Consider the following 13,219-nt stretch of genomic DNA (forward strand, 5'->3'; position numbering starts at 1 on the left):
CGGCTCAATACTGCGGACCGTCGAGCAGGAACTTGCCGCCCTGGTACATCGTGGTCACGTCATCCTTGGCCGGGAACTCGGACGAATCCGGGAACAGGTGGGCGAACTTCGCCGAGCTGTCCTTCGGCTTGTAGCCGAGGTGCGAGGCCAGGCGGTTGTCCCACCAGGTGCTGTCGTTGTCCGACATGCCGTACACGATGGTGTGGCCGACGCGCGGGGCGAACAGCGAGCAGCGCAGCAGTTCGGTCAGGTCGTCGTAGGAGAGATAGGTGCTCATCATGCGCTTGTTGGCCGGCTCCGGGAAGCTCGAGCCGATGCGCACGCAGACGGTCTCGATGCCGAAGCGATCATAGTAGTAGCGCGCGATCTGCTCGCCGAAGACCTTCGACAGGCCATAGTAGCTGTCGGGACGGGTTGGCGAATCGGCGTCGAGCACCGTGGTCACCGGGTGGTAGCCGATCGCGTGGTTCGAGCTGGCAAAGATCACGCGCCGGGTGCCGGCCTTGTGCAGCGCTTCGTACAGATTGGCCACGCCGAGGATATTGGCCTGCATGATGGGTTCGAACGGCTTCTCGGTCGAGATGCCGCCGAAGTGCAGCACCGCATCCACGCCATCGAGCAGGGCCAGCACGGCTTGTTTGTCCGCCAGGTCGCACTGGACGATTTCTTCGCCCGGGCCGGCCGGGCCCATGTCGACGACGTCGGACAGGCGCACCACGTCGGCCCAGGGCTTGATGCGCTCACGCAGCACTTTGCCCAGGCCGCCGGCGGCGCCGGTCAGCAGGATGCGTTTGAAAGGCTTGCCGGTCTTGTTTTGTACTGCAGCGGTCATTCAGGTCTCCAAAAATATGCGTTCAGGTCACGGGCGCCGGATTGAACAGCGCAAGCGCATTATGCAGCTTCCAGCGCTCGGCCCATGTCTTGCGGCCGCTGGCCACGTCCAGGATCATGCGGAACAGCTCCCAGCCGACGTCCTCGATGGTGGCGTCGCCGCTGGCGATGCTGCCGGCGTCCAGGTCCATCAGGTCGTGCCAGCGGCGCGCCAGTTCGGTGCGGGTGGCAACCTTGATGACCGGGACCGCGGCCAGGCCGTAGGGCGTGCCGCGGCCGGTGGTAAAGATGTGCACGTTCATCCCGGCGGCCATCTGCAGCGTACCGCAAATGAAGTCGCTGGCGGGCGTCGCGGCGTAGATCAGGCCCTTCTGCTGCAGCCGGTCGCCCGGCGACAGCACGCCGGTAATGGCGGTGCTGCCCGATTTGACGATCGAGCCCATGGCTTTTTCCACGATATTCGACAGGCCGCCCTTCTTGTTGCCGGGCGTGGTGTTGGCGCTGCGGTCGACGCCGCCGCGCACCAGGTAATCGTCGTACCACTGCATCTCGCGCACCATCGCCTGCGCCACCTCGGGGCTGGAGGCCCGCGCCGTCAGCTGGTCGATGCCGTCGCGCACCTCGGTCACCTCGGAAAACATCACGGTGCCGCCGGCGCGCACGATCAGGTCGGTGGCGAAGCCCAGCGCCGGGTTGGCGGTCACACCCGAAAAGGCGTCGCTGCCGCCGCACTGCATGCCGACCACCAGGTCGGACGCCGGACAGGTTTCACGGCGGCGCGCGTTGAGTTCTTGCAGGTGCTGTTCGGCGGTGCTCATCAGCGCATCGATCATCGACATGAAGCCGACGTGCTGCTGGTCTTGCAGGGTCACCACCGACGGCGCGGCATTGCCGATCGGGATGGCGCCGGCCGGGAACAGGCGTGCCGGCGGCAGTTTCTCGCAGCCCAGGCTCACGACCATCACGCTGTCGCCAAAATTCGGGTTCCTGGAGAGGTTGCGGATGGTGCGGATCGGGATGTCGGCGCCGGGAGCGTCGATCGCCACGCCGCAGCCGTACACGTGTTCGAGCGCCACCACGTCCTCGACGTTCGGATAGCGCGGCAGCAGCTCTTCGCGGATGCGCTTGACGGCGTAGTCGATCACGCCCGACACGCATTGCACGGTGCTGGTGATCGCCATCATATTGCGGGTGCCGACCGATCCATCCTTGTTGCGGTAGCCCTCGAAGGTGTAGCCATCCAGGCGCGGCCCGGCATCGACGGCGTGGGTGCCGATCGGCAGGTCGTCGAGCGAACGCGCGGCCGGCATGCGCAGCACGCGCTCCGAGACCCAGCTGCCGCGCGGGATCGCGCCGTCGGCGTAGCCGATGGTGACGCCATAGCGGATCACCGCCTCGCCATCCTGCAGGTCCGTCAACGCCACCTTGTGGCCTTGCGGGACACCTTCGAGCAGCACCAGGCCGTCCGGGAATGCGGTGCCGGCGGGCAGGCCGCCGTCGTTGACGACGATCGCGACGTTGTCGCTGGCCTGCATGCGGATAGTGCGCGGAACTTGGTGATTCATGTCTCTTTGCCTGTCTCTTGGCTGATTGGGGAGGGTCATTTTTAGTATGCCATAAATAAATCAAATGCGGCTAGTCCACCTTGCGATTTTGGCCGGACCAAATTAGAATGGCCTGACCAAAACGCAATATAAGCAGTGTCAAGACAGTAACGAAGTCCTGGACCTGCACCATGCAAGCCAGCAATACTAGAAGCACGGTAGCTGAAGCACATACCGATATCCGGTAATACAACAAAGCGATTGGAGACACATGAAAGGCCACACCCTGCACCTGCTTGCAGCTCTCTTGGGCTGCGCGCTCGCCTGCGGACCCGCCCATGCACAGGGCGTCTACCGCAACACCGACAACACCAACCTTGGCGACGCGAGCGAAGGCACTTACCCGATTCCCTACAAAAAGCCAGTGGTGGCCGAAGTCACCGCCCAGCTGCAGTCGATCCGGGCCTTCATGGACCGCGCGACGCCAACCCGCGTCGTGAGCAAGCGCACCGGCCAGCCGATCGCAGACCTGAAAACCCCGGTGGCGGATGCGATCTTCGAGCGCAGCGCCGGCGACTACGGCATCCAGGTGTACGAGATGGGCGTGGTCCATTCGGGCCTGATCAAGGCGGCGCAGGTCACCGGCGACGCCGGCTTCACCAGCATGACCCGCCGTCACTTCCAGTTCTTCAACGACACCCTCCCCTACTTCCGCGCCCAGGAACAGAAATTCAAGCTCGAGCGCGCCAACAGCTTCTCGCGCTTCCTCGATCCGCGCTCGCTCGACGACAGCGGCTCGATGTGCGCCGCCCTGATCCGCGCCCGCTTCGCCAAGGTCGGCCCCGACCTGAAGAACATGATCGATACCTGCAGCGACTGGGTATATAAACGCCAGTTCCGCCTGGAAGACGGCACCATGGCGCGCAAGCGTCCACAGGAAGTCTCGCTGTGGGCCGACGATATGTATATGAGCATCCCGGCGCTGGCCGAGATGGGTCGCCTGACCGGCGAGCGCGCCTACTTCGACGACGCCGTCAACAACGTGATGGGCATGTCGAGCCGCATGTTCAACCCTCAGCTCGGCCTGTACACCCACGGCTGGCACGCCAACCACCAGGACGCGCCGCGCTTTTACTGGGCGCGTGCCAACGGCTGGGCGGTGCTGGCGATGTCCGACCTGCTCGACGTGCTGCCGAAGGACCACCCCGGCTATCCGAAGGTGCTGGCCCAGCTGCGCGCCTCGCTGAAAGGCATCGCCGAGCTGCAAAGCGGCAGCGGCCTGTGGCACCAGATGCTGGACCGTAACGACTCCTACCTCGAGACCTCGGCCAGCGCCATCTTCACCTATGTGATCGCGCACGCCGTCAACGAAGGTTGGATCAGCGCCACCACCTATGGCTCGATCGCCCAGACCGGCTGGAACGCGATCTCGACCCGCATCAATTCGCTGGGCCAGGTGGAGGGCACCTGCGTCGGCACGACCCTGGCCAGCGACATGGTCTATTACTACAATCGCCCGACCAGCGTCGACGCCCTGCACGGCTACGGCCCGATGCTGCTGGCCGGCGCCGAGATCATCCGCCTGGTGAACAACCCGGCATTCGAGATCCAGCACAAGGTCCGCACCTACCACTACCTGCCCAAGGGCGGGCAGACCGATTACCGCGAACACCACTGACCCGGGGGACACCATGAAACGACTCGTACTGGCAAGCCTGCTGGGGGCGCCGCTCGCCCTGTCGACCTACACCGCACATGCCGCCGCAGTGGCCGACAAGGTCAACGTCAGCGTGCAGCACGACCTGGCGATCGCGCGCCCGTCGGAAACCATCGCCATCGCCTGGAAGGACGTCAACGCCGCCCTGCCCGGCGCCATGATCCAGAAGATCGCGGTCAAGGACGCGAGCGGCCGGGTGCTGCCGCACCAGGTGACGAATATCGCGCCGCAGGCGAAAGACCCGAACAACGAAGGCATCGCCTACGGCGAACTGCTGTTCCAGCACAGCTTCGCGGCTGGCGAAAAGAGCGCCAGCTTCACCATCGAGCGCATCGACGGCGTGGCGCCGCCCTTCCCGGTCAAGGCCTTCGCACGCCATATCCCGGAGCGCCTCGACGACTTCGCCTGGGAAAACGACAAGGTGGCGCACCGCACCTATGGCCCGGCACTGGCCGCGCCGGCGCCCGCGGGCGTGGTCAAGGAAGTGCTGGTGACCAGTGGCCTCGACCTGTGGTTCAAGCGGGTCGACTATCCGATCGTCGACCGCTGGTACAACAAGGGCCATGACCACTACCACAAGGACCAGGGCGAAGGCATGGACATGTACAACGTCGGCAAGTCCCGCGGCGCCGGCGGCGCCGGCATCTGGGATGGCAAGACGCTGCACACGGGCGTGAACTGGGCCAGCTACAAGATCCTGGCCAATGGCCCGATCCGCGCCGTGTTCGAACTCCATTACGCGCCATGGGATGCGGGCGGCCGCCAGGTCAGCGAGGTCAAGCGCTTCACGGTCGACGCCGGCCACTGGCTGGACCGGATCGACAGCACCTTCACCACGACGGCCGGCGACACTGCCCCGCTCACGGTCGCCATTGGCCTGAACAAGACGCCGGGCGACAAGGGCCAGGATCCGAAGATCCAGGTCGGCCGCGACGGCAAGGTGTTGTTGCAGTGGGTCGAGCAAAAGAGCAACGACGCCTTCGGCACCGCCGTGGTGCTGCCGGCCGCCGAAGGCTTCGCCCAGGACCCACTCAATGAGCTGATCTTCGCCAAGGCCACGCCCGGCCAGCCGCTGCGCTACTACGCCGGCGGCGCCTGGAGCCGCGCCGGCGAGATCACCAGCCGCGCCAAGTGGCAGCAGGTGACGCAAGACCAGGCTGCGCGCGACGCCAGCCCTGTGCGCGTGAACCTGGCGAAACAACGATAAGGAGCGACATGCCATTCCAAGCCAAACGACGCGCGCTGCTGCGCACCGTCCCCGCCGCCTCGCTGATGATGACCGGCCTTGGCGCCGCCAGCATCGCCCGTGCCCACCAGGATGGCGCTGCCGCAGCAGCCGCCGCCGCGCTGGCCAACGCCGCCCGCCCCGACCCGTGGAAACGCGCAGCCGACATCGTGGCCCGCTTCGCCACGCCGCTCGCGTTCCGCGATGAGGACTTCGTCATCACCGCGCACGGCGCCAAGCCCTGCACGCTGGTGAAGGTGAAGGGCCAGACCGAATCGCTGGTCGAGGGCACCCTCGACACGCCGGCGCCCGGTTCGCCCGACTGCTATCCCGCGATCGCCGCCGCCATCGCCGCCTGCCACGCCAAGGGCGGCGGCCGGGTCGTGATCCCCAAGGGAGAATGGTATTGCGCCGGTCCGATCGTGCTGCGCTCGAACGTGCACGTGCACCTGGCCGCCGGCGCGCGCGTGCACTTCTCGGCCAACCCCACTCACTATGCCCAGCATGGCGAACACGATTGCGGAAAGAACGGCAAGCTGGTGCTGTCGCGCTGGCAGGGCAACGACTGCCTGAACTACTCGCCGATGGTGTACGCGATCAACCAGACCAATATCGCTCTCACCGGCGAGGACTGGACCAGCATCCTCAATGGCCAGGGCGGCGTGCCGTTCGAGCCGGGCTTCGCCGACGGCCCGGAATGCTGGTGGGACTGGAAGGGACGGGGCAAGCCGGTGCGCAAGCGCACTGAGGTCTATGCCAACCCGAACAATCCCTCGCTCGACAAGGTCGTCCCCGGCATCGATGGACGGCGCCAGGCCTCTATCCAGGGCGAAGGCGATCGCTGGCAGACTGATTCACGCTACCTGCCGGCGCTGTCCGAAGCCGGCGTGCCGGTCGAGAAGCGCGTGTTCGGCCACGGCCACTTTTTGCGTCCGTGCATGATCGAACTGATCGGCTGCAACAAGGTTCTGCTGCAGGGCTACCAGGTCAATGCGGCGCCGTTCTGGCTGCACCATCCGGTTGCTTGCCGCGACCTCTTGATCCGCCGCGTGAACATGGAGAGCCTGGGACCGAACAGCGACGGCTTCGACCCGGAAGCCTGCGACGGCGTGCTGGTCGACGACTGCCTGTTCAACAACGGCGACGACTGCATCGCGATCAAGTCGGGCAAGAACCTCGACACCGGCCACGGCCCGACACGCAATGTGGTGATCCGCAACTGCGTGATGAACAGCGGCCACGGCGGCGTGACCCTGGGCAGCGAGATGGCCGGCGGCATCGAGCACGTCTATGCCGAGAAGCTGGAGTTCCGCAACATCCACTGGAAGGGCGACCCGCTCAACACCGCGATCCGGCTCAAGACCAATATGAACCGCGGCGGATTCCTGCGCCACCTGTACGTGCGCGACGTCACGCTGCCGCATGGCGTGGCGACCGAGCCGATGCTGTACAAGCCGCTGCCGGGCGCGCACGAGATCAAGGAGCCGGTGGCCTCGACCGCCGGCGCGATCATCACGATCGACTGCGACTACGTGCCGGGCGACGACACCATGCGCATCCGGCCGCCGCAGGTGTCGGACATCGAGATCAGCAATGTGCGCACGTCGAATGTCGATACCGGCAAGGGCAGCTTCTCGTGCTACCAGGCCTTCGTGCTGCTGGGGCCGGTCGCCTCGAGCTTCAACGGCAAGCCGGGCACTGCGATTCCGCCGATCGCACGGGTGCGCATCAGCGATTCGGACTTCGGAACGCCGCGCAACACGGCCAAGCCGTGGTTCCTGCACAACGCTATCGACATCACGCTCGATAACGTCACCATCGCAGGCAAACGCTACAAGCAAACCCTATCCACCAAGGGTTAAGTGTCAGCAGGTCAGGCCAATTCGTAAATATTTTTACTTTGGCCTGACCAAAATTCGTTGAGTTGCCATAGAATTACAAAACTGGCCTGACCAGATCCCAGATGCAACACCGGCCGATCTCTTGATCGCGCCGCTATAAAAACGCACGGAGACAAGATGAATCACAACCCGCACCGCGCTGTCCTGCGCAAACTCACCCTGTGCCTGCTGGGCACCGCCTCGGTATCCGCTCTCTCGCTTGGCCCGGCTTTTGCCCAGGAAGTGGCAACCACGTCAGCCGGCGCCGAAACGGCCAATGCGCAAACCGTGGTCGTGACCGGCCTGCGCGCCTCGCTGGAGAGCGCGCTGAACGCCAAGCGCCAGGACAACGGCATCGTCGACGTCATCAAGTCGGAAGACATGGGCAAGTTCCCGGACACGAACCTGGCCGAGTCGCTGCAGCGCGTGCCGGGCGTGGTGATCGACCGTGACGCCGGCGAAGGCCGCAGCATCACGGTGCGCGGCCTGGGCCAGGACTTTACCCGCGTGCGGATCAACGGCATCGAGGGCCTGGCCACCACCGGCGGCACCGACAGCTCGGGCGGCACCAACCGCGGCCGCGGCTTCGACTTCAATGTGTTCGCGTCGGAATTGTTCAGCGCCCTGACGGTGCGCAAGAGCTCCTCGGCCGACGTCGACGAAGGCTCGCTCGGCGCCACCGTCGACCTGCAGACCCTGCGTCCGTTTGACCTGCGCGGCTTCAACGCCACGGTCGCCTTGAAGGGCAAGTACAACGACGGCTCGGAGAAAACCGATCCGCGCGCCGCCTTCATGATCTCGAACACCTTCTTCGACCGCAAGGTCGGCGTGCTGTTCTCGGGCGCCTACTCCAAGCGCCGCGTGCTGGAAGACGGTTTCAGCACCGTGCGCTGGGATAACGGCCCATCCTCGGGCGGCTGGTGCGCGCCGCAAGGCATGGTCGCCAATCCAAGCAACTCGACCGCGACCACCTGCGGCCCGGCGGCGCAAGGCGCCGAGCGCCTGCCCGGCACGCCCGAGAACATCGCCGCCTATAACAACGCCAGCGATCCGAACAACTTCCATCCGCGCCTGCCGCGCTACGGCCGCCTGACCCACGACCAGGACCGCCTGGGCCTGACCGGCTCGGTGCAATGGCGTCCGCAACGCGGCACCCTCTTGACCTTCGACATGCTGTACTCGAAGCTCGATGCGACCCGCCAGGAAGACTTCCTGCAGGCGACGTCGTTCAGCCGCAGCGCCAGCCAGGGCGGCAAGCCGCAAGTGGGCGTGCTCGAAGCGCAGTACGCGCCGAACGGCTCGCTGCTGTACGGCCGCTACAACAACGTCGACATCCGTTCCGAGCAACGCTTCGACGAACTGAAGACCACCTTCACCCAGCCGACCCTGACCCTGGAACACAAGCTCTCCGACACCTTGAGCATGAGCGCCAAGTACGGCCGCGCCGAATCCAAGTTCCGCAATCCGATCCAGACCACGGTCACGCTCGACGCCCTGAACGTGGATGGCTACAGCATCGACTTCCGTGGCGACAGCCGCCGTCCATTGATCTCGTATCCGTTCGACGTCAACGGCGGCCCGCTGGGCCTGATCGGCGTGCCGCAGGTCGCCAGCGGCACCCAGCCGACGACCGTGCCGAACACCACCACCAGCGAGATCCGCATCCGTCCGCAGGGCACCGATAACGTCAACAACGTCGCCCAGTTCGACCTGGCCTGGGAAGCGAGCGACAGCCTGACCTTCAAGGGCGGCGTCAACAGCAAGAAGTACACGTCGGAGACCTATGAGTTCCGCCGCGTGAACCAGAACGACACGATCTTCGCGCCACCGGCCGGCGCCACCGGCCTGACCTCGAACATGACCGGCTTCGGCAGCCAGCTCGGCATGCCGGCCGGGAACGCCACCGGCTGGGTGATGCCGAACCTGCAGGCCATCGCCGCCGCCTACGACATCTACTGCAACTGCATCAAGAGCGGTCCTGCCGGCGGCCCGGGCGACTTCACCCTGTCCTCGATCGAGAACGGCAATGCGCGCGGCAACAACCGCTCGGTCACCGAGAAGAGCGACGGCATCTACCTGATGGGCGAGTTCCGTCACGACCTGTGGAATATTCCGGTCCGCGGCAACGTCGGGGTGCGCTACGTGAAGACCGACCTCGAAACCATCGGCTACCAGGCGGCCGGCGGCGGCACCGCGGTGAAAGTGGAGCACGACTACACCGACACCCTGCCCTCGTTCAACCTGACCGCCAACGTGACCGACGAGTTCATCGTGCGCTTCGGCGCGGCCAAGGTGATGACCCGTCCGCAGCTGGGCTTCCTGTCGCCGGGCGGCAGCATCGCCACCACCGGCAACCTGTCGATCAACTCGGGCAACCCGTTCCTGAAGCCGTTCCGCGCCAAGACCTTCGACAGCAGCTTTGAGTACTACTTCGCCAACAAGGCCTTCGTCGGCCTGGGCCTGTTCCAGAAGAACATCGACACCTATATCCAGAGCCTGCGCACCAATGTGGCGTTCAGGGATTCGGGCCTGCCGATGTCGCTGCTGCCGGCCAACTTCACGGGTGAGGAAGTGTTCCAGCAGACGCTGCCGGTCAATACCGATGGCGGCAAGCTGAAGGGCTTCGAGCTGAGCTACCAGCAGCCGTTCACCTTCCTGCCTGGCTGGGGCAAGAACTTCGGCACGCTGCTGAACTACACCAAGGTGAGCTCGAAGATCGAATACCTGGTCTCGCCGACCGGCGGCGCCACCATCACCGACGACCTCTTGAACCTGTCGCCGAAATCGTGGAACGCCACCTTCTTCTATGACGACGGCAAGTTCAGCGCACGCGTCTCGGGCGCCAAGCGCTCGGGCTTCGTGACCCGCGTGCCGGGCCAGAACAACAACGATGTCGAGGGCAAGAACGAAACCTTCAACGTCGACCTGTCGCTGTCGTACAAGGTCAATGAAAACCTCGAGTTCACGCTCGAAGGCGTCAACCTGACCAACGAGGAAAACGACCAGTTCATCAGCCGCGCGCGTAACAGCGTGGTGGTCAACAACGTGACCGGCCGCGAGTATCTGTTCGGCCTGCGCTACAAGTTCTAAGCATCGTCTCTTGGTGGCTTTGAAGCCCGCGCTTGCGCGGGCTTTTTTTCGTTCCGCTTTTCGTTCGTCCGCCGACAATGGCAAGCTTGCCGCTTTTGCCAGACTTTATTCGGTCATGTAAGCTACAATCGAAGACCATTTCAGGCGAGCGCACGACGCAAGCGATCTATACAACCTGTCAGCGAAAGAGACATGAGCACCTCGAACGAGCAAGCGAATCAGCACAATGAGGGCCTTCCCCTCGACATGACCATCTTCGGCGGCATGGGCGACCTCGCCATGCGCAAGCTGTTGCCCGCCCTGTACATGGCCTTTTTGCACGGTAACCTGCCGCCATCGACCCGCATCCTGTCGACCGGCCGCCAGGACTACGATCGCGCCGCCTATCTGGCCTTCGTCGAGGAACACTCGCGCTCCTTCATCAGCGCCGCCAATTTCAACGAAAAAAGCTGGGCGGGCTTTCTCGACCTGCTCGTCTACGTGCGCCTGGACGTGTCCAGCGCCGAGATTTTCGACACCCTGCGCGACGCTTCGCGCGACGGCGCCCAGCGCGTGTTCTACCTGGCCACCGCGCCCTCGCTGTTCACCACCATCTGCGACAAGCTGGCCACCACCGGCCTGGTCGACGCCAATGCGCGCGTGGTGCTGGAAAAACCACTGGGCCGCGATCTGGCTTCGGCGGTCGAGATCAACCAGGCGGTCGGCAAGCACTTCGCCGAATCGCAGATCTACCGCATCGATCACTACCTGGGTAAAGAGACGGTGCAGAACCTGATGGTGCTGCGCTTCGGGAACTCGATCCTGGAACCGCTGTGGCGCGCGCCGAATATCGCCAGCGTGCAGATCACGGTCGCCGAAGAAGTGGGCGTGGGCAGCCGCGCCGGTTTCTACGACAGCGCCGGCGCGATGCGCGACATGGTGCAGAACCACCTGATGCAACTGCTGTGCATCGTCGCCATGGAGCCGCCGACCTCGCTGTCGCCGGACGCGGTGCGCGACGAGAAGCTGAAGGTGATCCGCTCGCTGCGCCGCATGACCTTGGCCGACATTGCGCGCGACACGGTGCGCGGCCAGTACAGCCGCGGCGTGAGCGGCAACCAGGAGGTCAAGGGCTACCACGAAGAAAGCAACGTGCCGGCCGACAGCCATACCGAGACCTTCGTGGCGCTGCGCGCCCACATCGATACCTGGCGCTGGTCGAAGGTGCCGTTCTACCTGCGCACCGGCAAGCGCATGGCCCGTCGCTCGTCCAAGATCGTGATCGAGTTCGCCAATCCGCCGTTCCCGCTGTTTCCGGAAACCCCGGGCGGCGTTGCCAACCGCCTGGTGATCGAATTGCAGCCCGAAGAAGCCATCAAGCTGCAGCTCTTCGCCAAGCAGCCCGGCAGCGGCATGCTGATGCAGCAGGTCGCGCTCAATCTCGACCTGCAATCGGCCTTCCAGCAGCGTCGTGCCGAAGCCTATGAGCGCCTGCTGATCGACGTGGTGCGCGGCCGCCTGACCCACTTCATGCGCCGCGACGAACTGGAAGCGGCGTGGGAATGGGTCGAGCCGATCATCAATGGCTGGGAAACCCTGAACGAGAAGCCGCACGCGTATGCGGCCGGTTCGTGGGGTCCGGCGGAGTCGTTCGCGCTGCTCGCGCGCGACGGCTTCGGCTGGGTCGAATAAACCTGTCTTGACCGGGCGGTCAGTCCGCCCGCGTTTCTTCCAGATTGGCGCGCACCCGCGCCAGCAGCGTTGTCAGCTGGGCCTGTTCATCCCCGGACAGGCCAGCGAGCGCAACCGCCCCCAAGGCGCCGCTCTGGCGGTGCAGTCCCGCGAACACCTCCTGCCCGGCCGCGCTGAGCGTCAGCCGCGTGCTGCGCCGGTCCTGCTCGTCGGCAGCCGCCTCCAGCAACTGTGCTTCGCGCAGCGCCCGGATCAGGCGCGCCACCTGGGCCTTGTCCCTTCCCGAATGCGCCACCAGATCGCTCTGTGTGGCGCCGGGATGGCGGGCAAAATACCCCAGCGCCTTCATCTCCATATGCGCCAGCTCATGCGGGCCGCCGCGCAGGCCGCGCAGCTGCCGCGAACGGTAGAGATGCACGATCGCATGCATCGTCTCCAGGGGATCGTCCGCACGGTCGCCGCGGATTTGGTTGACTCTATCAACTTCTTTTTGCATAATGGTGGATACTATCAACTAATTCTGGAGTGTAGCATGTCTGAATTCCAAATTCCCTCCATTGAACGCGTCCGCCACGACCTCAAGATGCGCGAGGTCGAGGTTGCCCGCATCGAACAGCTCAGCCCCGGCTTTGCCAGCGTCACCTTCAAGGGCGCCGCACTGTCGGATTTCACGTCGCTGTCCTTCGACGACCACGTCAAGTTCATGTTCGACGATGCGGACCGCCAGCAGGTTCGGCGCGACTATACGCCACGCCGCTTCGACCGCCAAGCCTGCGAAGTCGACCTCGAGTTCGCCCTGCACGGCCATGGCGCCGCCGCCGAGTGGGCGCGCAATGCCACGGTCGGATCGAAGGCCATCATCGGCGGCCCGCGCGGCTCGATGATCCTGCCCTTGGTCATGGACTGGCACCTGCTGGTGGGCGACGCCAGCGCGCTGCCGGCAGTGACGCGGCGCCTGGAAGAACTGCCGTCCGCGGCCCGGGTCCAGGCCGTGCTGCTGGTCGATGCGGCCGACCGCCGCGAATTCGCCACCCAGGCCAACGCCGACGTCCACTGGGCGGCATCGAACGAAGAACTGCTGCAAGTGCTGAAGGACCTGCCATTGCCGAGCGGCGCCGGCCTAGCCTGGGGCGGCGGCGAGGCCGCGCTGATGGTCCAGGTGCGCCAGCTCATGATCGACAAGGGCCTGCCGCGCCAGGCGGCTCGGATTTCGGCCTACTGGAAACAGGGCGTGGCCGACCACCACGAGCACCTGGATTGA

9 protein-coding genes are annotated in these 13,219 nt (G+C 65.0%); 6 read left to right on the forward strand and 3 right to left on the reverse strand.

Features of this window, described 5'->3' with window-relative positions; translation table 11 throughout:
* Positions 1–4: 4 nt before the first annotated feature.
* Both SOM61_RS00140 and garD read right to left on the reverse strand, forming a co-directional pair.
* Complete coding sequence (locus SOM61_RS00140; protein ID WP_320472185.1) at positions 5–832, reverse strand: NAD-dependent epimerase/dehydratase family protein; 828 nt, start codon at positions 830–832, stop codon at positions 5–7.
* 22 nt (positions 833–854) lie between these two features.
* The gene (gene garD / locus SOM61_RS00145) at positions 855–2,396 is read right to left on the reverse strand and encodes a galactarate dehydratase (RefSeq protein ID WP_147935544.1); all 1,542 of its coding nucleotides are present in this window, start codon (positions 2,394–2,396) and stop codon (positions 855–857) included.
* Positions 2,397–2,646: 250 nt separating this feature from the next.
* Here garD and SOM61_RS00150 point away from each other — a divergent pair, with 250 nt between their 5' ends.
* The 5 genes from SOM61_RS00150 (at position 2,647) to zwf (ending at position 11,958) form a co-directional block, all read left to right on the forward strand.
* On the forward strand, positions 2,647–4,053 hold the full coding sequence (locus SOM61_RS00150; protein ID WP_320472186.1) for a glycoside hydrolase family 88/105 protein: 1,407 nt from the start codon (positions 2,647–2,649) through the stop codon (positions 4,051–4,053).
* Between the two features lie 13 nt (positions 4,054–4,066).
* Positions 4,067–5,299: a DUF4861 family protein gene (locus SOM61_RS00155; RefSeq protein ID WP_320472187.1), complete on the forward strand. Its 1,233-nt coding sequence runs from the start codon at positions 4,067–4,069 to the stop codon at positions 5,297–5,299.
* A gap of 8 nt (positions 5,300–5,307) precedes the next feature.
* Positions 5,308–7,179, forward strand: coding sequence for a glycoside hydrolase family 28 protein (locus tag SOM61_RS00160; protein ID WP_320472188.1), 1,872 nt, complete (start codon positions 5,308–5,310; stop codon positions 7,177–7,179).
* A gap of 156 nt (positions 7,180–7,335) precedes the next feature.
* Entirely contained in the window at positions 7,336–10,287 is a 2,952-nt protein-coding gene (locus tag SOM61_RS00165; RefSeq protein WP_320472189.1) for a TonB-dependent receptor, read from the forward strand.
* Between the two features lie 192 nt (positions 10,288–10,479).
* Positions 10,480–11,958: a glucose-6-phosphate dehydrogenase gene (gene zwf / locus SOM61_RS00170; protein ID WP_320472190.1), complete on the forward strand. Its 1,479-nt coding sequence runs from the start codon at positions 10,480–10,482 to the stop codon at positions 11,956–11,958.
* 19 nt (positions 11,959–11,977) lie between these two features.
* Here zwf and SOM61_RS00175 read toward each other — a convergent pair whose 3' ends face one another.
* A complete protein-coding gene (locus SOM61_RS00175) occupies positions 11,978–12,454 on the reverse strand; it encodes a MarR family winged helix-turn-helix transcriptional regulator (protein ID WP_320472191.1) in 477 nt (158 codons plus the stop codon).
* A gap of 36 nt (positions 12,455–12,490) precedes the next feature.
* Between SOM61_RS00175 and SOM61_RS00180 the strand changes: the two genes are divergently transcribed.
* The gene (locus SOM61_RS00180; protein WP_320472192.1) at positions 12,491–13,219 is read left to right on the forward strand and encodes a siderophore-interacting protein; all 729 of its coding nucleotides are present in this window, start codon (positions 12,491–12,493) and stop codon (positions 13,217–13,219) included.

Origin of the sequence: Massilia sp. CFBP9012, assembly GCF_034045115.1 — a bacterium.
In the GTDB taxonomy this organism is placed as follows: domain Bacteria; phylum Pseudomonadota; class Gammaproteobacteria; order Burkholderiales; family Burkholderiaceae_D; genus Telluria.

Bases quoted from the DNA above. Each gene is read 5' to 3' on its own strand.
- SOM61_RS00140 (WP_320472185.1), bottom strand. From the start codon at position 832: ATGACCGCTGCAGTACAAAACAAGACCGGCAAGCCTTTCAAACGCATC.
- garD (WP_147935544.1), bottom strand. From the start codon at position 2,396: ATGAATCACCAAGTTCCGCGCACTATCCGCATGCAGGCCAGCGACAAC.
- SOM61_RS00150 (WP_320472186.1), top strand. From the start codon at position 2,647: ATGAAAGGCCACACCCTGCACCTGCTTGCAGCTCTCTTGGGCTGCGCG.
- SOM61_RS00155 (WP_320472187.1), top strand. From the start codon at position 4,067: ATGAAACGACTCGTACTGGCAAGCCTGCTGGGGGCGCCGCTCGCCCTG.
- SOM61_RS00160 (WP_320472188.1), top strand. From the start codon at position 5,308: ATGCCATTCCAAGCCAAACGACGCGCGCTGCTGCGCACCGTCCCCGCC.
- SOM61_RS00165 (WP_320472189.1), top strand. From the start codon at position 7,336: ATGAATCACAACCCGCACCGCGCTGTCCTGCGCAAACTCACCCTGTGC.
- zwf (WP_320472190.1), top strand. From the start codon at position 10,480: ATGAGCACCTCGAACGAGCAAGCGAATCAGCACAATGAGGGCCTTCCC.
- SOM61_RS00175 (WP_320472191.1), bottom strand. From the start codon at position 12,454: ATGCAAAAAGAAGTTGATAGAGTCAACCAAATCCGCGGCGACCGTGCG.
- SOM61_RS00180 (WP_320472192.1), top strand. From the start codon at position 12,491: ATGTCTGAATTCCAAATTCCCTCCATTGAACGCGTCCGCCACGACCTC.